Annotated in this window: 17 protein-coding genes; 11 read left to right on the forward strand and 6 right to left on the reverse strand. The window is 46.0% G+C overall.

Going from position 1 to position 21,249, the window contains the following annotated elements; all coding sequences use genetic code 11:
* Positions 1-15: 15 nt before the first annotated feature.
* Together IRE19_RS03010 and IRE19_RS03015 are read right to left on the reverse strand one after the other, a co-directional pair.
* A complete protein-coding gene (locus IRE19_RS03010) occupies positions 16-321 on the reverse strand; it encodes an AzlD domain-containing protein (protein ID WP_203339294.1) in 306 nt (101 codons plus the stop codon).
* The gene (locus tag IRE19_RS03015) at positions 321-1,013 is read right to left on the reverse strand and encodes an AzlC family ABC transporter permease (protein ID WP_203339295.1); all 693 of its coding nucleotides are present in this window, start codon (positions 1,011-1,013) and stop codon (positions 321-323) included. Before IRE19_RS03015 ends, IRE19_RS03010 begins: the two co-directional genes overlap by 1 nt.
* A gap of 157 nt (positions 1,014-1,170) precedes the next feature.
* Here IRE19_RS03015 and IRE19_RS03020 point away from each other — a divergent pair, with 157 nt between their 5' ends.
* From IRE19_RS03020 to IRE19_RS03050, 7 genes are all read left to right on the forward strand, one after another.
* Complete coding sequence (locus tag IRE19_RS03020; RefSeq protein ID WP_238943040.1) at positions 1,171-1,782, forward strand: TVP38/TMEM64 family protein; 612 nt, start codon at positions 1,171-1,173, stop codon at positions 1,780-1,782.
* A 77-nt stretch (positions 1,783-1,859) separates the two neighbouring features.
* On the forward strand, positions 1,860-5,336 hold the full coding sequence (addB, locus tag IRE19_RS03025; protein ID WP_203339296.1) for a helicase-exonuclease AddAB subunit AddB: 3,477 nt from the start codon (positions 1,860-1,862) through the stop codon (positions 5,334-5,336).
* Complete coding sequence (gene addA / locus IRE19_RS03030; RefSeq protein WP_203339297.1) at positions 5,314-8,922, forward strand: helicase-exonuclease AddAB subunit AddA; 3,609 nt, start codon at positions 5,314-5,316, stop codon at positions 8,920-8,922. Before addB ends, addA begins: the two co-directional genes overlap by 23 nt.
* A 10-nt stretch (positions 8,923-8,932) precedes the next feature.
* On the forward strand, positions 8,933-10,111 hold the full coding sequence (locus IRE19_RS03035) for a DUF418 domain-containing protein (RefSeq protein ID WP_203339298.1): 1,179 nt from the start codon (positions 8,933-8,935) through the stop codon (positions 10,109-10,111).
* A gap of 43 nt (positions 10,112-10,154) precedes the next feature.
* Entirely contained in the window at positions 10,155-11,054 is a 900-nt protein-coding gene (locus IRE19_RS03040) for a fumarylacetoacetate hydrolase family protein (RefSeq protein ID WP_203339299.1), read from the forward strand.
* A gap of 68 nt (positions 11,055-11,122) precedes the next feature.
* Complete coding sequence (locus tag IRE19_RS03045; protein ID WP_203339300.1) at positions 11,123-11,494, forward strand: YisL family protein; 372 nt, start codon at positions 11,123-11,125, stop codon at positions 11,492-11,494.
* 250 nt (positions 11,495-11,744) lie between these two features.
* A complete protein-coding gene (locus tag IRE19_RS03050) occupies positions 11,745-13,211 on the forward strand; it encodes an alpha-amylase family glycosyl hydrolase (protein ID WP_203339301.1) in 1,467 nt (488 codons plus the stop codon).
* Between the two features lie 63 nt (positions 13,212-13,274).
* Here IRE19_RS03050 and IRE19_RS03055 read toward each other — a convergent pair whose 3' ends face one another.
* From IRE19_RS03055 to IRE19_RS03065, 3 genes are read right to left on the reverse strand one after another with little or no spacing between them, the layout of a single operon-like run.
* Positions 13,275-14,609 (reverse strand): CoA-disulfide reductase, encoded by a 1,335-nt coding sequence (locus IRE19_RS03055; protein ID WP_203339302.1) that lies wholly within the window; start codon positions 14,607-14,609, stop codon positions 13,275-13,277.
* 19 nt (positions 14,610-14,628) lie between these two features.
* The gene (locus IRE19_RS03060; protein WP_203339303.1) at positions 14,629-15,480 is read right to left on the reverse strand and encodes a DegV family protein; all 852 of its coding nucleotides are present in this window, start codon (positions 15,478-15,480) and stop codon (positions 14,629-14,631) included.
* An 18-nt stretch (positions 15,481-15,498) separates the two neighbouring features.
* The gene (locus IRE19_RS03065; protein WP_203339304.1) at positions 15,499-16,305 is read right to left on the reverse strand and encodes a Cof-type HAD-IIB family hydrolase; all 807 of its coding nucleotides are present in this window, start codon (positions 16,303-16,305) and stop codon (positions 15,499-15,501) included.
* A gap of 159 nt (positions 16,306-16,464) precedes the next feature.
* Here IRE19_RS03065 and IRE19_RS03070 point away from each other — a divergent pair, with 159 nt between their 5' ends.
* The 3 genes from IRE19_RS03070 (at position 16,465) to IRE19_RS03080 (ending at position 19,883) form a co-directional block, all read left to right on the forward strand.
* Positions 16,465-17,229, forward strand: a complete 765-nt coding sequence (locus tag IRE19_RS03070; RefSeq protein WP_203339305.1) for a prolyl oligopeptidase family serine peptidase — start codon at positions 16,465-16,467, stop codon at positions 17,227-17,229.
* 67 nt (positions 17,230-17,296) lie between these two features.
* Positions 17,297-17,605, forward strand: coding sequence for a metal-sulfur cluster assembly factor (locus IRE19_RS03075; protein WP_191713860.1), 309 nt, complete (start codon positions 17,297-17,299; stop codon positions 17,603-17,605).
* A 136-nt stretch (positions 17,606-17,741) separates the two neighbouring features.
* The gene (locus IRE19_RS03080) at positions 17,742-19,883 is read left to right on the forward strand and encodes an ATP-dependent Clp protease ATP-binding subunit (RefSeq protein WP_203339306.1); all 2,142 of its coding nucleotides are present in this window, start codon (positions 17,742-17,744) and stop codon (positions 19,881-19,883) included.
* A gap of 31 nt (positions 19,884-19,914) precedes the next feature.
* Here IRE19_RS03080 and IRE19_RS03085 read toward each other — a convergent pair whose 3' ends face one another.
* A complete protein-coding gene (locus IRE19_RS03085) occupies positions 19,915-20,100 on the reverse strand; it encodes a YjzD family protein (RefSeq protein ID WP_203339307.1) in 186 nt (61 codons plus the stop codon).
* Between the two features lie 187 nt (positions 20,101-20,287).
* Here IRE19_RS03085 and IRE19_RS03090 point away from each other — a divergent pair, with 187 nt between their 5' ends.
* Positions 20,288-21,226, forward strand: a complete 939-nt coding sequence (locus tag IRE19_RS03090) for a beta-ketoacyl-ACP synthase III (protein ID WP_203339308.1) — start codon at positions 20,288-20,290, stop codon at positions 21,224-21,226.
* Positions 21,227-21,249 lie beyond the last annotated feature (23 nt).

Below are 21,249 nucleotides of genomic sequence, written 5' to 3' on the forward strand. Positions count from 1 at the left end.
TTTTGTTATATAGATTTAAATGATTAAACTTAAAACTGCCAGTACGGCAATCGAACCGAGGACCACAATCATGACGTTAGCTCCGGTGAAAGCGATGCCGAATGCGGCGATAGCGCCGATTACGCCATACCAAATATTTTCCTGAATAAAAAAGATCGCCGGGAAAATCAAAGCACCTAAAACAGCATAAGGGATATTGCGCAAGACATTCTGAAGGGTTTGAGGCAGTTCCTTGCCTTCCAAAAAAGTAAGTGGAATGGCGCGTGGGATATAGGTCACCACTGCCATGCCAAGTATCATCCACCAGTACCATGAGCCCATTAGTGTGCCACTCCTTTCCGGGAGATCCATTCAATGAAAATGGCGGACGCCAAAGTCGAGACCATGATAGCCCAACCGGTAGACAGCCATTCTGTAAAATAAAATAAGGAATTGACTGCCCCGGCAATAAGGGCAAGGCTGACCACTTTTCGATTGCCGCGCATTGAAGGCACTAAAAGGCCGACAAACATGGCGTACAGTGCAATCGACATGGAAGCTTGGAGAAATTGAGGCAGGTTGGCTCCGATCAAATGGCCGATTGCTGTGAAAATGACCCAGCTTCCGTAAGCGATGACAATGACACCTACAGCAAAAGCCGTGCTTAATTTATTGCCTTTTTGTGTAGCCAGTACTGAAAAGGATTCGTCTGTAATTCCAAAAGCATAAAGCGCTTTTTTCCAGCGGTCATCCGGCTGCATCTTTTCATTGAGTGCAGCCGTCATAAGAAAGTGGCGTATGTTGACGATGAACGTATTTAAGACGATGACTGCTGGTGCTACTCCCGCAGTGATGAGTGACAGGGATATGTATTGTGCAGCACCTGCATAAACGAAAATGCTCATCGCTACAGCTTCAATCAGTGATAGTCCAGTGGTTTTTGCCAATAAACCAAAGGTTAATGCTATCGGAAAATAACCGACGGCTATGCTCGTTCCAGCCTTCAGCCCGGACAAGAACTCACGACCATTCATTTTTCTCGCTCCTTGTGGTTAAGTATTTCCTTTTCCAAACCTCTTGAAAGAGTGTAAAGTAATTATAATAGCATATCATATAATCTTTAAAATTTTGCAGACCATTTCTAAAAAATAGGTAGTTTAAAGGACTGAGCTTATGTCGGATTTTTTTTCCATGGAGAATATTGTTGAATTGACACAATCCTACCGGGCTTTCGGTCCAATCATTGGTTTTTTATTGCCGTTCTTTGAAGCCTTTCTGCCCTTTTTGCCATTGTTCGTTTTCGTCTTTGCGAATGCTACGGCTTATGGACTGTGGGTCGGCTTTTTGCTGTCCTGGAGCGGCTCTGTAGTAGGAGCATATGCAGTATTTTTAGTAATCCGCAAGTATGGCCGTGCCCGGTTTATGAATTTTATGACAAGGCATGAAAAAGTGCAGAAATTGATCCACTGGGTGGAGCGAAATGGGTTCGGCCCGCTGTTCCTGCTGTTGTGCCTGCCTTTTACACCTTCAGCATTGGTCAATCTCGTAGCGGGTTTGTCCAATATCCGCAAGCATTATTATTTATTGACGGTCATGGCAGGCAAGTTCGTCATGGTCTTTACGATTTCATATGTCGGTTATGACCTGCGGGCTTTGTTTACACAACCCATTCGAACGGCCATTGTCATCTTGGTGATCGTCCTCCTTTACATCATCGGAAAAATTCTTGAGAAAAGGCTGCACAAAAAAGTCGAAGCGGATTTCCGTTTGGCAAGCGAAGAACGTAAAAAGCGCCAACCATAAAAGCTTTTCTATAATTGGCAATCAAATTCAGTTAGTCGTATAATTAGAACAAACGTTCTTAATTGAGGAGTGATCATGTGTCTTTACGCATTGTATACGGCCGAGCAGGAGCGGGGAAAACTCGTTATCTACAGGAAGAAATTGTGGAAGAACTGCAGCGCCAAGCCGATGGAGAACCGATTTTTCTCATCGTGCCTGACCAGATGTCGTTTTCTACCGAGTATCGCCTTTCTGCCGCCTATGGCATGAATGGCATGATCCGTGCCCAGGCTGTCACTTTTAAACGGTTGGCCTGGCGCGTGCTGCAGGAAGTTGGCGGCATCAGCAGAAAAGAAGTGGATACCTTTGGATACCGCATGCTGATCCGAAGCTTGTTGGAAGAACATCGTGACGAGTTTCAATTGTTCCGGAGAGCGGCCGGAAAACGGGGCTTTACGGATCAAATCGAGCAGTTGGTGAAAGAATTCGCCCGCTACTGTGTGGATTGCGGAGAATTGAGTTCCATTCGTTCATCCCTAACAGAAGCAGGGGCGCCCAGAACCTTGCTTGACAAGGCGGAAGATTTGGAGTTGATTTTAACTGAAATCGAAAGCCGGCTGGGCAAAGTCTTTGTGGATTCTGAAGGGCATCTGGCTTTGCTGAGCGAAAAAATTCCTTATTCCGAGCTGATCAAATCAGCGACCGTCTATATCGATGGATTTGTCACATTCACTGCAAGAGAATATGAAATTCTGTTTGAATTGATGAGGCATGCCAAATCGGTGACGATTGCCTTGCCGATGGATGACCGCACAGATCCCAACGACGAGCAGGCCCTTTTCTATCAGTCTGCCAACACGGCACGCCGGCTCAGTGAACAAGCTGCAAAAGACGGCATCGAAATTGACCAGCCGGTGCATTTGGATGCTCCGCGCAGATTTACGCATCCGGAACTGGAGCATATCGAACGCCATTTTGATGATTACCCGATTCAGACAATGCAAGGGCAAGGCCATGTGTCTTTGGTGGAGTCCTCAAACAGAAGAGCAGAAATTCATGCCGTGGCACGGAATATCAGAGACCAAGCCAGAAAAGGGATGCGCTATAACGAAATCGCCATTCTGTACCGCCAGCCGGAAATCTATGATGAATTGATCAATACGATTTTTCCGCAATATGATATTCCCTATTTCATCAGCCAGAAAAAGTCGATGCTGCATCATCCCTTGATTGAGTTCAGCCGCTCGGTCCTTGAATCGGCTGTCTCCAATTACTCCTATGAGTCGGTTTTCCGTGCGGTCAAAACGGATTTATTCTTTCCGCGTGGTCCTGCAACGAAATGGCGGGAGCGAAGCGATTTGCTGGAGAACTTCGTTATTGCCAACGGCATTTACGGGGATCGCTGGTTTGAAGAAAAGCGTTGGTTCTTTAAAAAATACAGAGGACTGGAATTTCATACGTCCATCCAAACAGACGAAGAATTGGCAGCTCAAATGGAACTGCATGCAGTCCGTGACTTGATTCGGGATCCGTTGGCACAATTAAAAGAGCAGCTGAAAGAAGGCAAAACGGGCAGAGACATGGCGGAAGCATTATTTCTTTTCATAGAAAAGATGGACGTTTATGCGAAAATCCAGGACTTGAAAGAACGCGAAGAAAATGAGCATCGCTTATTGGCTGCGACAGAACATGAACAGGCCTGGAATCAATGGGTGGGGGTTCTTGATCAGTTTGTGCTGATGTTCGGAGACAAAGAAATCGATTTGGCGACAGCTGTCAAAATTCTGGATGAAGGATTTGAAACGCTGGAGTTTTCCCGCATCCCGCCATCTTTGGATCAAGTGACAGTGTCCAAAATCGATTTGGCGCGCCTGATGGATATCAAGTCGGTATTCGTCATCGGAGCCAATGACGGCGTATTGCCGAAACGCATCGAACAGGAAGGGATTTTGACAGATACGGACCGTGAATGGTTTGCCCAGATCGGTTTCGAGCTGGCACCTACTTCGAAAATGCGTCTGATGGATGAAACGTATATGGTCTACCGGGCATTCACGTCAGCTTCGGATGTATTGACAGTTTCCTATCCGATTGCAGATGAAGAAGGAAAAGCGCTGTTGCCATCGCTTTATATCCAGAAACTGAAGGATATGCTGTCGATCGACACGGTGCCTGCGGTCATCGATCCGGAAGAACTGTTGGACGTGTCCCCAATGGCTTATATTTCGCATCCGCGTGCAAGCCTGGCTTATTTGACTTCGCAGATCCGCAGCGGTGACTTAACTGCCGAATGGCGCGCTGTTTTGAACTATTACGAAGACGATCCGTTTTGGTCTTCGGTCATCAAACGCATTTTAGCACCGATCAAACCGAATATTGCAGATCCGCTGCGGCAAGATATTGCTGAACCGTTGTACGGCACGCCGATTTCTTCCAGTGTTTCACGTGTGGAAACCTATTATAGCTGTCCGTTTGCGCATTATGTTGCTTACGGCCTGCGTCTGGAAGAGCGCAGCCAATACAAATTGGCAGCGCCGGCGATGGGGGACCTTTTCCATGCAGCGATCAAGTGGATATCTGATGAAGTCATGAGGCTCGGCGTATCTTGGTCATCACTGACTCGGAAACAATGCCAGGACTTGGCAAAAGAAGCGATTGAACAGCTTTCGCCTTATTTCGTCAACCACATCCTGATCAGTTCCCACCGCTATCGGTATATCCAATATAAATTGGAAGGAATTATCCGCCAGACAGCGTTCATGCTCAGCAAGCATGCCAAAGTTTCAGGATTCGTGCCGGTTGCCCTGGAAGTTGGGTTCGGTCCGAAAGAAACGATTCCGCCGCTGGATATTCCGTTGAAAAATGGCCGGAAAATGAATGTGCGCGGCCGTATCGATCGGATTGATTCGACTGAAATCCATGGCAAACCTTATTTGCGCGTGGTTGATTACAAATCATCGAAGCAAGGACTTGACCTCGGAAATGTCTATCATGGCTTGTCCCTTCAGACGTTTACCTATCTGGATGTGGCATTGACGCATTCAGACCGTTGGCTAGGGGAAGAGGCAGAACCTGCCGGAGTGCTTTATTTCCATATGCACAACCCCATGTTGAAGTTGACGAAGCTGATGACAGAGGAGGAGCTGGAAGAAGAGATGGCTAAGTCCTTTAAGATGAATGGGTTGGTCGTCGAAGATCCGGAAGTGATCCAGGCAATGGATGAAGCGATTGACGGTTATTCGAATGTCATACCGGTAAGGCTCAATAAGAGCGGCACTGTGTCTGCTTCCCAATCGAAAACCGTAATGAAAGAAGACATGCAGGCAATTCGCCGTTATGTCCGCGGCAAGCACCAGAGCGCAGGCAATGGCATATTGGATGGAAATACAAGCATTACACCATATAAAGTGAAGGAAGATACACCTTGCCAATTCTGTTCTTACCGTTCAGTCTGCCAATTCGATCCGGCGGACCCGGCGCAAACTTACCGGAAACTGCCGGCATTGTCTCCGGACAAGGCAGTAGAATTGATCAGAAAGGAGACCGCTGAAGATGATACCGAAGAAACCGACTGATGCCACATGGACCGATGAACAATGGCAGGCGATATGGGCCAAGGGCCAGGATATGCTTGTTTCAGCTGCAGCTGGATCGGGTAAAACAGCCGTCCTGATCAATCGGATGATTGAAAAAGTGTTGGCTGAAGAAGAACCGATATCAGTGGATGAATTGCTTGTCGTAACTTTCACTAACGCATCAGCTGCGGAAATGCGCCATCGCATGTCCAAAGCCCTGGAAAAAGCGGTGGCTGAAAACCCGGAATCGGCCCATTTGAGAAAGCAATTGCGCCTGATCAATAAAGCGCAGATTTCGACTCTGCATTCTTTTTGCCTGCAGGTGGTGAAACAGTATGCCTATCTGCTGGAAATTGATCCCGGCTTCCGGATTGCAGGAGATACTGAAGCTGCCCTGTTGCGGGACGATGTCCTTGAGTCGGTTCTGGAGGAATCCTACGAAGGAGAAGGGGCTGACGCGGTTTACCGGTTGGCAGACAGCTTTACTTCGGATCGCAGTGACCAGGCGATGGAAGTCCTGTTGAGCAAGCTTTACGACTATTCCCGGGTGCATCCTGATCCGGAAGAGTGGCTTCAGCAGGTTCCGGCTTTATATGCGGTTCCGGAAACTGCCACTATCGATGAACTGCCTTTTATCGGTGACTTAAAGCTGACCATACGTCATGCACTAGAGGAAGCGCTGCAGTTGACGAAACAAGGTCAGCAATTGGCATTGCAGCCGGATGGACCCGCTTTGTTGGAAGAAACATTCAAAACGGATGCAGAAGTAATCAAAGCGGCAATTGCCGCTTTGGAGATATCCTGGGACAGCCTATATAACTTTTCAAAGTCGTTTAAATTTGAGAAAGCGGCAAGCATCAAAAAGGATTCCTGCGACCCTGCAGTTGCTGAAGAAGCGAAAGGCATGCGCAATGATGTGAAGAAAATCGTTGCCGGCCTATTTGATTCGTATTTTACACGGACGCCTAAGCGCCTACTTGATGAGATGCGTGAAATGGCACCGATGATGGCTACGTTGGTGGAATTGACACAGCTTTTCGCCGATCGCTATAAAGCATTGAAAATCGACCGGGCATTGGTCGACTTCTCGGACTTGGAACATTATGCGTTGGAAATCCTGTCAGATGAGGGGAAACCGTCTGCAATCGCGAAAGAGTACCAGAATCGGTTTAAAGAAGTGCTTGTCGATGAATACCAAGACACCAATATGCTTCAGGAAACCATTTTGAACTTAGTGAAGTCCGGAAACGAACAGGATGGAAACCTCTTCATGGTAGGCGACGTCAAACAATCGATTTACCGGTTCCGCCTGGCAGAACCCATGCTTTTTTTAGGGAAGTATTCCAGGTTCAGCCATGATGCGGAAGGCACGGGACTGCGCATTGACTTGAATGCGAATTTCAGGAGCCGCAAAGAGATACTGGACGGCACCAATTACATCTTCTCGCAGATTATGGGACAACGTGTAGGGGAAATTGACTACGATGAAGCAGCTGCTTTAAAAGCAAAAGCACCTTATCCGGAGCAGCAGGTTCCGATTGAATTGGCGTTGATTCATGAACCTGAAACCGAAGAGGAAGCGGCGGATGAAGACTTGGTGAAATCCCAATGGGAAGCACGTTTCATTGCAAAGAAAATAAAAGAGATGATGGATCAGGAAATGCTTGTCCATGACCCGTGGACACAGCAACAGCGGAAATTGGAATATCGGGACATTGTCGTCCTCATGCGCTCTATGACTTGGTCGGGAGATTTTGTGGACGAGTTCAAAATGGCTGGCATTCCTTTGTATGCCGAATTGAACGGCGGTTATTTTGATGCGTTGGAAGTGATGATCATGCTCAATACATTGCGCGTCATCGACAATCCGTATCAAGATATTCCGTTGGCATCCGTTTTGCGGGCACCATTTATCGGGTTGAAAGAAAATGAATTGGCGGAAATACGTTTGGCTGCGCCAAACGCTTCGTTTTATGAAGCAGTAAAAACCTTTATGCGCGCAGGGACCGGAATCGACCGGGCTGCGGCTGATAAGCTGCAGCGCTTTGTTCTTCAACTGGAAGGATGGCGCAACCAGGCACGCAGGGGTTCGCTTGCGGAGTTGATCTGGCAGGTTTACCTGGATACGAATTATTACGAAATGGCAGGGGCCATGACCAACGGCAAGCAGCGGCAGGCAAACTTGCGTGCGCTGCATGACCGGGCACTGGAATATGAAAAAACTTCTTTCCGCGGGTTATTCCGCTTCTTGCGTTTCATTGATCGCATGCGCGAGCGGGGCGATGATCTGGGAACCGCCAAATCACTCAGTGAAAAAGAAAATGTTGTTCGGCTCATGACGGTCCATAAATCAAAAGGACTTGAGTTTCCGGTGGTCTTTTTTGCCGGTACTGGACGGTCGTTCAATGAAATGGATTTTAGAAAATCGTATCTGTTCGATCAGGATTATGGATTGGCCGTCAAAGCGGTCAATCCCGACACGAGAATCGAATACACTTCCTTGCCGTTCCTGGCAGTCAAGGAAATGAAGCAGCTGCAGATGAAAGCAGAAGAGATGCGGGTGTTATACGTAGCGATGACACGGGCAAAAGAACGGCTGTTTCTGACGGCTTCTGTCAAAGAAATCGACAAGCTCTTTGAAAAATGGAAAGTCGGCGGCAATGATGTCCGTCTGCCGGATTTCATGCGTTCACGTGCCAAAGGCTATTTGGACTGGATCGGTCCGGCCGTGGCCAGGCATCCCGATGCTGCAGAGCTATTGAGTGTCAATGGCAATGTGCTGCCGCATTCTTCCCGCTTCCACATCGAAATCATCGAGTCCCAGTCATTGCTTCCAGGAGAAATCAATTTAGAAGAATTGCTGAAAGGCGATGACGTAAATGAAGATTATCAGCAGCTTGTAAACGAACGTTTCGATTTTCGTTATCCACATCAACGGGCGGTTGAAAAGCGTTCCAAACAATCAGTCACTGAAATGAAACGGCTGCAGATGCTTCAGCGTCTGGATGAACCTGAATCCTTTATCCAAACCGCAAAACCTGAACGAACGATGCTCTTGCACCGTCCGGATTTTATGATGGACAAACGCTTATCGGCCGCGGATATCGGTACTGCCGTCCATGCAGTCATGCAGCACATTCCATTGGACCGCACAATGGATTCTGCGGAAATCAAGGAGTTCATCGACAATTTGGTCGGCATGGAGATATTGTCGCCCGATGAAGGAAAAGCCGTGAAGGTTGAAGAAATCGAACGGTTTTATGCCAGCGACACTGCTGAACGTCTCCGTTCGGCGAAACATGTTAAACGTGAAGTCCCTTTTACGTATGCCAAAGCGGATGCTGATGGAGACCACCAAATCATACAAGGGATTGTCGATTGCCTTTTCGAGGAACAGGATGGCTGGGTTTTGCTTGATTACAAAACAGACAGGCTAGCACATTTAAATGATGTTAAAATGGAAATGGCTGAGCGATATGGCGTCCAGCTGACTGTCTATCAGGAAGCGGTAGAAGCGATTCTCCGCATCCCGGTCAAAGAACGGTTGCTGTATTTGTTTGCAGCGAGCCAAGAAGTGAATATTTAGGGGGATTATTTTGGACTTACAGCCCGTTTCAATAAATGAACGAGTAAAAGCGATTGATTTGATGAGAGGCTTCGCGCTTTTGGGAATTTTAATCATCAACATGTTGGCCTTCCATTCACCTTTGTCGTACATTGATCCGTACAAATGGTTTAATGGGAGTTTGAACGAAGGAATATACATGGTTATTGATATATTCATTCAAGCCAGTTTTTATCCTCTTTTTGCGATGCTATTCGGTTACGGCCTTGCGATGCAATTCATGCGTGCAGAAGCGCGGAACCGGCCATTCATGCCACTTGCAGTCAAACGGTTATTGATTCTTCTGCTGATCGGCATCATTCATGCGTTTTTGATTTGGTACGGCGATATACTGATCACCTATGCCATCATGGGTCTTCTGCTGATCAGTATGATCCGTCTGCCATCCACATGGCTGATGGCCTTTGCAGCGATCATCTATACGGTACCGCACCTTTTGCTGCTCGGCATCATGTTTTTGGCAGTGGCAGTGGATCCGAACACGTATGTCGGATATATGGAAATTGAAAGTTCCCTCCAATCCTATCAGTCTGGCAGTTTTGCAGAAATCTTCAGCCAGCGCCTGGCGGATTGGACTTACAGCAATAACCTGGTCAACTACATTGTCCTGATCGCCACGATTCTGCCATTTCTGATGGTCGGAGCAGCTGCAGCAAAATGGCGGCTGATTGAGCGGACACAGGAAAAACGCAAATTATGGTTGGTGTTGGCTATTGTGCCATTGGTTGTCGGCTTGTTGCTGAAATCTGCACCTTTCCTTTTCGAATCGAATTATGCTTTTGTCTATCTGCAGGACATCTTCGGCGGACCACTTGTTGCTATCGGCTATGCCGCTTTGATCGCTTTGCTTGCACAAAATGCCTTCATGCAAAAATTGCTTTCTCCGTTGGCGAAAGTCGGACGCATGTCGCTGACAACTTATATTACGCAATCTGTCCTGGCAACCTTGATTTTCTATTCCTATGGATTCGGTCTTTATGGACAAGTGGACTTGCTGACAGGAACCTTGATCGCTCTTGGAATATTCGTCGGGCAAGTGATTTTTGCGGAGCTCTGGTTCGAAAAATTCCAGCGAGGACCACTTGAAATTATCTGGAGAAAATGGACATATGGAAATAAATTCGAAAAAACTAACAATTCAAAACTCTGAATGTGTATAATGGATTCAATCAAAGAAAAGGAGTGTTTGACGAATGAAGCTGTTATCATTTCGCTATGCAGGGGAAGAAAGATTCGGACCAAAAGTTAAAAAGGAAGAAGCTGTTTGGGACCTGATTGCCATTCAACAGCAATTGGAGGTTCTGCCTGCGTTTCCTGCCTCACTGACTGAAGGAATTCCGCAAGGCATGGAATTTGTGGAAGCAATTCGAAAACTGACCGAAGCCGCAGTCCAATCTGACCGCTCTGAAGAATTCAAACACTCTTTTTCAGAAATTGAATGGTTGCCGCCAATTTCGAAAACACCAAAAAATATCCTTTGCGTCGGCAAAAACTATGCCGATCATGCAAAAGAAATGGGAGCGGAAGCGCCTGTGGATTTAGTGGTTTTCACTAAAGCGCCTGCAACCATCTCAGCGGATGGGGCAACTGTCTCTGTGCATAGTGATTTAACCGATTCCTATGATTATGAAGGAGAACTGGCTGTCGTTATCGGCAAAGCCGGACATAAGATACCGAAGCAAATGGCTTATGACTACGTATTTGGCTACACAATCGCCAATGACTTGACCGCACGGGATCTGCAGGATAAGCACCAGCAGTATTTTCTTGGGAAAAGTTTGCCGGACTCCTGTCCGCTTGGGCCATATATTGTCACTAAGGATGAAATCCCGCAAGCGCAGAATTTATCGATTGTAACAAAAGTAAATGATGAGGTGCGCCAAAACGGCAATACGGAAAAAATGATCCGCCGCGTGGATGAGTTGGTAGCTGAAATTTCGAAGTACGTGGCATTGGAACCGGGCGATGTATTATTGACGGGTACACCCGCAGGAGTCGGCAAAGGCTTTAATCCGCCGAAGTTCCTAAAAGCGGGGGACACCATCAAAGTGTCGATTGAATCGATCGGTACCCTCGTCACACATTTGTCATAAGATCAGAGCTCTTTTCATCGTCCGCTTTGTGATAAACTGAAGAGGACATTATTGGAAGAGGTGAGCTTTTGAGTATTTTTACAGACACTACACATTTACACATCACGACATGGGTCATTGCAATCGTTTTATTCCTGATTGCCGCATTCATGCAGCGTGACAGCAAAGGCCGCAAGATTTTACACATGGTATTGAGATTGTTTTATATCTTGATCATCATCACTGGACTTACTTTATTCATCGAATGGTCTTCTTCTGATCCGATGGTATACGGCATCAAGTTCCTATTGGGCATTTTGACAATCGGAATGATGGAGATGGTATTGGTCCGTTCGAAGAAACAAAAACCGGTTACGATGTTCTGGGCATTATTTGCATTATTCCTATTTGCAACGATGTTTGTCGGCTTCATGTTGCCGGTCGGTATGGATTTCTTTTAATGAAAGTAAGGCGGGTGCATCCAGCACCTGCCTTTTTCTTTTGTTCAGCTGCAAGTGTCCAGCTTTTCTGCTCATAGCTTACATTCCTTTAGTTGGGCGCTTCCGCTTTTCTAAAGCGATTTTCACAGTTTAGACGAAACTCGGACAAGTCACTGAGGAAACCTTAACTTAACATGGCGGCAGTAGCTGGAGTTTGATAAAATAAACCGGGTGGAACATAAGTACGACCTCATTGAAGGAGGATTTTAGAGTGAAGAAAAAATGGATTTCAGGCATTTTAACAAGTGTGCTGCTGCTGACTTTGGTTAGTCCGGTATCTGCTCAAGACGAGCTGGAGCTTAAAGACGAGTTCATATACGATACACTGGTCGACCGGTATTTTAACAAAAAGATCGACAACGACTATGAAGTGAATGCAGTTGACCCTGCTGCTTTTAACGGAGGCGATTTCGATGGCATGGCCAGTGAAATCCTGTTTGTTAAAGAAATGGGCTTTACTGCTCTTTCAATAGGACCTGTATTCTCTACAGCTACATATGATGGAAAAAGCGTATTGGATTATACTGAATTTGAACGCCATTTTGGTACCGATGAAGAATTTAAAGAGTTGGTTACCGAAGTCCACGACCAGGAAATGAAAGTGATTGTGGATATTCCAACGCAACAAGTCAATGAAAACCATGTATGGGCAATTGAAAATCCAGAGTGGTTTACAGAAAATGAAGATGGCAGCCTGGCACTGGATACAGCGAATTCAGAAGTTCAAGAAGCCTTGATCTCAGTTTTCGAGGAATTCACGGAAACCTACGAAGTTGATGGGTATCGTCTTCAGAATGCCGATCAATTGGACCCTGCATTTATTCTCAATTTTTCTGAAGCTATGAAAGGTGCGGGGAGCAGCTATCTGCTGAGCGATCGTGAAATGGAAGAAACTCCTGGGTTTGACGCAGTGGTTTTGCCGGGAGTGGAAGAAACCCTGCGCGCCGCGTATAAGAATTTTGATCAGGACATGACCGGGATTTCCACCATCATGGAACAAAGCGAAGGCAAGCTGATTCAAGTCGATTCCCTATTGGGGTCGCGCTTTACGGCCGATATTGTCGATGTGAACGGCTTTCCGCCAACACGCTGGACTTTATTGCTGACTCAATTATTGACGATGCCTGGAATTCCAGTCATTCAATACGGCTCTGAAGCTGCTATGAATGGCGTTGAAGCAACGGAATCGCATCAAATTTTGGACATGGCAGTAGATAAAGAACTGGTTGACCATATTACTGACCTAACGTCCTTGCGCAATGCCTCTGCCGCTTTGCGGACAGGAGACTTGGAAGTGCTCCATGACGAGGATGGGTGGCTGGTATACAAACGTTCAAATGATGAAGAGACTTGGATTGTCGCCATCAACAATTCCTCTTCAACTCAGAACTTCAATTTGTCGACTGACGTAATTGGAGAAGGCAAGGAGCTTCGTGGTTTGTTTGAAAGTGACATCATTCGCCAAGGAGAAAATGGCGAGTACCGTGTGACACAAGATCGTGAAATTGCGGAAGTTTTCCACGTTACTGAGGAAACCAGCCTCAATACGGCCTATATTGCAACACTCGCTATCATGTATGTCGTGTTCATGCTGTTCCTTTGGTTCGTCTGGCGCAAAGGCAAACAGCGCAAAGCAGATGCTGCAAAACAAAAAGAAAATGAAAAAACGGTACAGTAGTTTCAAAAACTAAAACAGGACGGAAAAGCGATTTGCTTTTCCGTCCTGTTTTTGATTCTGCTTTTATTTAGTGATGGCTTTATAGCCAATCATATTGATCGGGTCTTTCGGAGATGAATAGGGAGGCGCATAGCAAAGTTCCAGTGCCTGCAGATCATCAACCGTTAAACCGGCATAGATGGCTGTAACAATCACGTCAATGCGTTTGTCGACTCCTTTGCCGCCGATGCATTGCGCGCCTAAAATCTTACGAGTTTCCGGATTGTAATGGACCTTTAACGTGATTTGAGCGTGGTCCGGATAATAGCCGGCGTTCGAGTTGCCGGTATGAGTGACTGTAGCGGATTGGAGATTCTTATCCTTTATGGACTGTTCGTTCAATCCGGTCATAGCTGCAGTCAGTGAAAAAACTTTCAAAACAGAAGTCCCGAGCAACCCTTTTTTTGCGAGTTTGTTCCCTGTCAGGTGCTGGGCTACAATAAACGCCTGGCGATGGGCAGGGGACGCAAGAGGCACCCTTTTAGGATCTCCGGTTACCATGTCGAAATTCTCTGAAGCATCTCCGATTGCATAAATCGAAGGGTCGTTTGTTTGCATAAACTCATTGGTTTGGATGCCGCCGGTTTCGCCGATATTCAACTCTGCTTTTTCAGCAAGCTGAGTACTGGGCTTCAAGCCGATGCTCATGATAATGAAATCAGCCTGCAGGTCAATTCCGTTCCCTAATGTCACTGTTTTGCCTTCAGTTTTCTCAATCGTAGTTCCTGTCAAAAGCTTCACGCCTTGAAGCGCTAATTCTTTTTCGATGAGCAATGAGATGTCCGTGTCTAAAATGGACATGATGGTTGGAGACTTATGGACGAGTGTGACATTCAACCCAAGATGCTTCAAGTTTTCAGCCATTTCAAGGCCGATAAAACCTCCTCCTGAGACGATGGCATTTTTAGGCTGCTGCGTCTTGATAAATTGGTCTATGCGCTGCATGTCCTCGTAATTACGCAAAGAGAAAACTTTCGAAGACTCCATACCTTTTACATCAGGCATCACAGCAGAACCGCCAGGAGACAAGATTAAGGCGTCATACGACTCTTGGAATTGCTCGCCGGTTACTAAGTTTCGAACGTGGACCTTCTTGCCTTCACGATCGATTTTCAACACTTCATGCTGCAACTTAACATTGACATCGCGTTTCTTTTTGAATTTTTCCGGATCGGTCATGATGATAGATCGTTCATCTTCGATGACACCGCCAATGACGTAAGGAGTGCCGCAGGCTGCGTAGGACATGGTCGACTCACGGTCGAATACTACGATGTGTGCATCCGGATCATAAAAACGAATTTGGCCGGCTACTGTTGCTCCACCGCCAACTGCACCGACAACGACTATTTTTTTCATAAGATAGTCAGCCCTTTCCTTATTCAATTTTGTTGAAGAAGAATAAAGCCAATGTGCCGGGGCCAGTATGTGCAGCAATAACCGAACCAATCATATGGATTTCGACTTTTTGGGGATGGAAGTTTTCTTCAATTTCTTCTTTTAAAGTATTGGCGAATTCTTCATCATCTCCATGGCTGATGGCAATTGTTTGCTGGTCTAATTGGCTTCCGCGTTCTTTCATCAATTCAATCATTCGCTTGATGACTTTTTTGCGTCCGCGCAATTTTTCAATCGGCACCAATTTGCCGTCTTCTACGTGGAGCAATGGTTTGATGTTCAATAACCCGCCTACAAAAGCGCTGCCTTTAGAGATGCGTCCGCCTTTGGCCATATAATCCAAATCCTCGACAGTAAATAGGCTTTCCAGGTGGTCGGCCATAAAACGGGTTTTTTCTATAATTTTGTTTAACGGTTGGCCGTCATCCCGCATTTTTGCAGCTTCTTTCACCAGAAGCCCGTAGCCGAGGGATGCTGCTTTAGAATCAAGAATGGTGAGCTTCATTTCCGGGTATTCCTCGCGTACTTGATCTGAGACCATTACGGCTGTACTGTAAGTGCCTGATAGTTCAGACGAAAAGGCGATGTAATAACCTTCATCACCATCTTTTGCTAACTTCTCAAAAGCGGACAGCATTTCTTCAGGTGATACTTGTGATGTTTTGGGATGATTGCCTGAACGGATATCATCAAATACTTTAATGGATTGAATGCCTCTTACATCTTCATAATCCTGATTTCCGATATGGACACGAAGCGGAAATAAAACGACGTTTTCATTTTCAAAAAAATCTTTCGGCAAATCAGATGCGCTGTCAGCAAATAGTCTCATGTAAATCCCCCTTTTCTTTTACAATTTCAATCGATCGATCAGCAATTCAGCGATGCCGTCTTCATTATTGGTTAAAGTTATTTCGTTAGCTATGTTCTTCAACGGATCAATGGCGTTGCCCATTGCAACTCCGACGCCTGCAAAATCTATCATTTCCAGGTCATTGTCTTCGTCGCCGAATGCAATGATGTTTTCCCGTGAAATCCCGAGCGATTTAGAGACGCGGTCAAGTCCGACAGCTTTGCTCATTCCGCTTTTGACAATTTCAATGACGTGCCAAGGAGCTCCCCAGCGACGATGATCGATGACTTCCGCATGGACAGAAGAGAGATGATCATGAATTTCCTGTACGCGTTCAAAAGGTGCATGAATCAGAATAGAAGTTGGATCTGTTTTTAAGTAATTTCGCAAGTCACCCGTGGTGATGGTCGGATCACCGAACCGGAAGATATCCATTAGTTTTTCATCGTGGTGATGGACATAGACATCATCCAATACTTCAGCGACGATATTGTGGAATTCATAGTTGTGCATGGATTCGACCACTTCATGGACAACGTCGAGCCCGATCGGGTTATGGTGCATGCCCCAATGCTGATTGGCTGGATGATGCACAAAAGCTCCATTGAAGTTGACGATTGGTGTCGTCAACCCCAATTCTTTGTAATACGGTTCGCTTGAACGGTATGGACGCCCAGTGGCAATCATAACTTGATGCCCTGCTTCAAGTGCTTTATTTAAAGTCAGTTTCGTTTTGGGTGAAATGACTTTTTGATCGGTTAATAAGGTTCCATCTAAATCTAGAACAATCAAATGTTGCTTCATAAATAGCCGACTCCTTTCTCTATACTACTAGTGTAGCGATAATACGAGGGTTTCGTCAAAAAATCTTGAGAAAATCGACAGGGTTTTTTGGGAAGTAGATTGACATTTGCTGGATAAGGTTAAGATTGGTAGGATTACTAATGAAGGAAGTGATTTGAGATGAGAGTTGAACGACAAGTCTGGGGACATATCCCATTGCTGAACATAACCCCGGAACAGGATGCAAAAGAGTTGCCGACCGTTATTTTTTTTCATGGACATACGAGTGCTAAAGAGCATAATCTGCATTATGCATACCAATTGGCTGATAAAGGAATCCGTGTGATTTTACCTGATTCCCATCTCCACGGAGAACGAAGTGAAGGATTGGATGGAGTCCAGATAAGCTTACGATTTTGGGAAATCGTGTTGACATCAATTGAAGAATTGGCATTTCTGCGGGATGAATTACATAAACGCGGATTGATGGCCGGTGAACCAGCAGTAGGCGGTACATCAATGGGCGGTATTACGACGCTGGGCGCAATGACGGTCTATCCGTGGATCAAAGCGGCCGCAGTGATGATGGGTGCCGGAAACTATGTGGAATTGGCACAGGCACAGATGGCCCAATACGAAAAGAGAGGTTTCCAGTTGCCGATCAGTGAAGAAGAACGCGAAAAGATGCTGTCGACTTTAGCTATTTTTGACAGCCGCCGCCATTTGGAGAAATTCAATGGACGCCCGATTTATTTCTGGCATGGGGAACAGGATGTCACGGTTCCATTTGAACCGACATATCGCTTGTATAAAGAATTGAAACAACAATATGAAGCGATCCCTGAGAAGATCGAATTCAAGCGTGAACGCGAAGCGGGACATGCGGTGAGCCGGACCGGCATGCTTGAAGCAACAAACTGGCTGGCTAAGTATTTGCTGGAATAAGCGTGTAAATTTCATTTCCAGTGAAAGTTTGTTAAGATGGTACTAACAGTAAAGGGAGGGATTCTGAATGGATCAAGATATGAAAGACAGCATGATGGGTGCCTTAGAAACAGTAATCGATCCTGAATTGGGTGTCGATATTGTCAATTTGGGCCTTGTATATGATGTAATGGTTACAGAAGACGGATTTGCAGTGGTTACCATGACATTAACGTCAATGGGTTGCCCGATGGGACCTCAAATCGTTCAAATGGTCAAAGAAGCATTATATGAGCTGCCTGAAGTGGAAGAAGTCGATGTTAAAATCGTCTGGCAGCCGGTATGGGGCAAAGAACATATGTCGCGTTACGCAAAAATGGCGCTTGGCGTCAGATAATCTATTTTTGAAAGGCCGTTATGGATTTTATTCCGTAACGGCCTTTTTTAGGACCAAAATAATTGCTTATTCCTGAAAATTTGACTATAATCTAATTAGTCAAAGATAGTCAAACTAATTGAGAGGTGTGGTTGTTATGGTTCAATTCCAAAATAACACAGAACAAAAATCCCCGTTGGAGCAGTTTGGCCGCAATATGGTGGAGCAAGCCCAATCAGGGAAAATGGATCCTGTCATCGGACGAGACCAGGAAATCCGTAATGTCATCCGCATCCTGTCGCGGAAAACCAAAAACAATCCGGTATTGATCGGCGAACCGGGTGTCGGCAAAACGGCGATCGTTGAAGGATTGGCACAGCGAATTGTCCGCAATGACGTACCGGAAGGGTTGAAAAACCGGACCATCTATGAGCTTGATATGAGCGCATTGATTGCTGGAGCCAAGTACCGGGGGGAATTTGAGGAACGGTTGAAAGGTGTTTTAAAACAGGTCAAAGACAGTGAAGGACAGATCATCCTGTTTATTGATGAAATTCATACCATCGTCGGAGCGGGTAAAACTGAAGGTGCGATGGATGCAGGAAATATGCTGAAACCGATGCTTGCCCGAGGGGAATTATATTGCATCGGAGCGACCACATTGGACGAATACCGGATGCATATTGAAAAAGATCCGGCTTTGGAACGCCGGTTCCAGCAAGTAATGGTAAGAGAGCCTTCTGTAGAAGACACGGTGTCGATTTTGCGCGGTTTGAAGGAACGTTTTGAACTGCACCATGCTGTGCGGATACATGACCGTGCCATTGTAGCTGCGGCTGCTATGTCGGATCGGTACATCACTGAACGCTTTTTGCCGGACAAAGCCATTGATTTGATCGATGAGGCTTGTGCGATGATCCGGACGGAAATCGATTCCATGCCGCAGGAATTGGATGAAGTGACGCGCCGCCTTATGCAGCTTGAAATCGAAGAGCAGGCATTGATGAAAGAAACCGATGCAGCCAGCAAAACACGCTTGGATACTTTGCGTAAAGAAATCACGGAGCTGCGCGATTCTTCTGCAGATATGAAAAATCAGTGGACAGAAGAAAAAGAGTCGTTGAAGAAAATCCAGGAAAAGCGGGAACAATTGGATCAGTTCCGCCGCCAGCTGGAAGATGCGGAAAACCGCTATGATTTGAATGCGGCAGCCGTTCTGCAGCATGGCAAGATTCCGGAACTGGAAAAGGAATTGGTAGCGCTCGAAGCCAACCTTGAAAAAGACGGCGCTGAACGGTTGTTGCGTGAAGAAGTGACGGAAGAAGAAATTGCCGGCATTGTCGCCAGATGGACTGGAATCCCGGTAACCAAATTGGTGGAAGGTGAACGTGAAAAATTGCTTCGCTTAGGCGAGACCTTAAAAGAACGTGTCATCGGACAAGATAAGGCAGTTGAACTGGTGACGGAAGCTGTATGGAGAGCGCGGGCAGGCATCAAGGATGAGAAGAAACCGATTGGTTCATTTATTTTCCTAGGTCCGACCGGTGTCGGTAAAACCGAATTGGCCAAGTCTCTTGCTGCAAATCTGTTTGATTCGGAAGATCATTTTATCCGAATCGACATGTCCGAGTATATGGAAAAACACAGTGTATCCCGTTTGGTCGGAGCGCCGCCAGGATACATCGGCTATGAAGAGGGTGGACAGTTGACCGAAGCGGTACGCCGCAACCCTTATTCTGTCGTGTTGCTTGATGAAATTGAAAAAGCCCACCCGGATGTCGCCAATATCCTGTTGCAGATTCTGGATGACGGGCGCATCACCGACAGCCAAGGGCGCTTAATCAACTTCTCGAACACGGTAGTGATCATGACTTCCAATATCGGATCAGCCCACATCAGCGATACGAGCAATGAACATGATATTGAAGACATTGTCATGAGCGAATTGCGCAGACATTTCAAACCGGAGCTGTTGAACCGCATTGATGACATCGTCATTTTCCATGCGCTCAACAACACTCATTTCTACGGCATTGCCAAGAAGATGATCGCTGAATTGGCAGCCCGCATCAGTCAGCAGCAAATCAAGCTGACAGTGGATGATTCCGTCATCGACTATATCGTCGAAGCTGGAACCGATCCGGTATTCGGGGCACGGCCATTAAAACGGTTTATCCAGCGAAATATCGAAACGAATATCGCCCGTGAATTGATCAAAGGTGGAATCGTCGCAAATACAGAGTTGGAATTGACTATGGGCGACAACAAGCAAATCATCATCAACAAAAAAGAAGCGTAAACCGGCTAGCCGGTTTACGCTTCTTTTTCTATTAATGCTTTTCAGGAGCTGGTTCATTAGGAATGACAGCTGACATAACGAAGATCATGATTGAAACTCCGACTGAAATGTAAACGCCGATCATGAAGTCGAAGGGTACGTTTTGTACTGCACTTACCACATAGTTGACCAATGAAATCAATAAGAATGACCATAAGAACGTTCCAATATATTGCATCTAGTTTCACCTCTACATAGAATATCTAGATTAATCATAGCACAAGCTCCGACAGACAGAAAGAAAGATTGGAGAGATTGAAGATTTTTTGTCGGAAATATGTCAGTTAGTTGAAATTAAAGGATAGATGACGTATTATTAACACCAGGTACTAATATATGATGACAAGTGAAATGAGGGATATAAAATGAATGCTGGCATAATCGGTATGGGCAGATGCTTGCCTGAAGATAAATTGACGAATTTTCAATTAGAGCAGCGGATGGATACCAGTGACGAATGGATTCGAACAATGACAGGCATAGAAGAACGCCGGATCGCTAGAGAGGATCAGGATACTTCTCATATGGCTCGTGAAGCTGCGCAAAAAGCGATTCAAGATGCTGGAATCGATCCTGCTGAAATTGGTTTGATCCTGGTGGCGACCGTAACGCCGGATCAGCCATTCCCATCGATGTCTTGTGTCATCCAGCAGGAAATTGGCGCTGTCAATGCTGCAGCTATGGATATTTCAGCAGCATGTGCCGGCTTTATGTATGGAGTTATCACAGCAAAACAATTCATCGACAATGATGTTTATAAATATATTCTGGTTGTGGGCGTCGAGAAATTATCAAAAATCACCAACTGGGAAGACCGTAATACGGCTGTCCTTTTCGGTGACGGAGCGGGAGCCGCAGTCATCGGGAAAGTATCCGAAGGAAGAGGGATTCTGTCCTTTGAATTAGGTGCTGATGGGTCTGGCGGCAAGCACCTGTTCCAAGATGAAGAAGATCATCTGCAGATGAACGGCCGGGAAGTATTCAAGTTTGCAGTTCGCCAGATGGGTGAATCTGCTGTAAATGTTATTGAAAAAGCGGGATTGCAGAAAGAGGACGTCGATTTTCTGATTCCACATCAAGCGAATATTCGAATTATGGAAGCATCCAGAGAACGCTTGGGGCTTCCGATTGAAAAAATGTCGAAAACGATTCACAAGTATGGCAACACTTCAGCAGCTTCAATTCCGATTTCTCTTGTTGAAGACATTGAAGAAGGCCGTGTCAAAGATGACGATGTCATCGTCATGGTTGGATTCGGTGGTGGCTTGACTTGGGGAGCAATTGCAATGAAGTGGGGCAAATAATCAGCTATGCGAAAGGAAGAAGA

The organism is Planococcus beijingensis (genome assembly GCF_016820615.1).
GTDB lineage: Bacteria > Bacillota > Bacilli > Bacillales_A > Planococcaceae > Planococcus > Planococcus notacanthi.

What these genes read in the sequence shown, in the direction of transcription:
- IRE19_RS03010 (WP_203339294.1), bottom strand. Translation starts at nt 321, where the DNA reads ATGGGCTCATGGTACTGGTGGATGATACTTGGCATGGCAGTGGTGACC.
- IRE19_RS03015 (WP_203339295.1), bottom strand. Translation starts at nt 1,013, where the DNA reads ATGAATGGTCGTGAGTTCTTGTCCGGGCTGAAGGCTGGAACGAGCATA.
- IRE19_RS03020 (WP_238943040.1), top strand. Translation starts at nt 1,171, where the DNA reads ATGGAGAATATTGTTGAATTGACACAATCCTACCGGGCTTTCGGTCCA.
- addA (WP_203339297.1), top strand. Translation starts at nt 5,314, where the DNA reads ATGATACCGAAGAAACCGACTGATGCCACATGGACCGATGAACAATGG.
- IRE19_RS03040 (WP_203339299.1), top strand. Translation starts at nt 10,155, where the DNA reads ATGAAGCTGTTATCATTTCGCTATGCAGGGGAAGAAAGATTCGGACCA.
- IRE19_RS03055 (WP_203339302.1), bottom strand. Translation starts at nt 14,609, where the DNA reads ATGAAAAAAATAGTCGTTGTCGGTGCAGTTGGCGGTGGAGCAACAGTA.
- IRE19_RS03060 (WP_203339303.1), bottom strand. Translation starts at nt 15,480, where the DNA reads ATGAGACTATTTGCTGACAGCGCATCTGATTTGCCGAAAGATTTTTTT.
- IRE19_RS03065 (WP_203339304.1), bottom strand. Translation starts at nt 16,305, where the DNA reads ATGAAGCAACATTTGATTGTTCTAGATTTAGATGGAACCTTATTAACC.
- IRE19_RS03070 (WP_203339305.1), top strand. Translation starts at nt 16,465, where the DNA reads ATGAGAGTTGAACGACAAGTCTGGGGACATATCCCATTGCTGAACATA.
- IRE19_RS03075 (WP_191713860.1), top strand. Translation starts at nt 17,297, where the DNA reads ATGGATCAAGATATGAAAGACAGCATGATGGGTGCCTTAGAAACAGTA.
- IRE19_RS03080 (WP_203339306.1), top strand. Translation starts at nt 17,742, where the DNA reads ATGGTTCAATTCCAAAATAACACAGAACAAAAATCCCCGTTGGAGCAG.
- IRE19_RS03085 (WP_203339307.1), bottom strand. Translation starts at nt 20,100, where the DNA reads ATGCAATATATTGGAACGTTCTTATGGTCATTCTTATTGATTTCATTG.
- IRE19_RS03090 (WP_203339308.1), top strand. Translation starts at nt 20,288, where the DNA reads ATGAATGCTGGCATAATCGGTATGGGCAGATGCTTGCCTGAAGATAAA.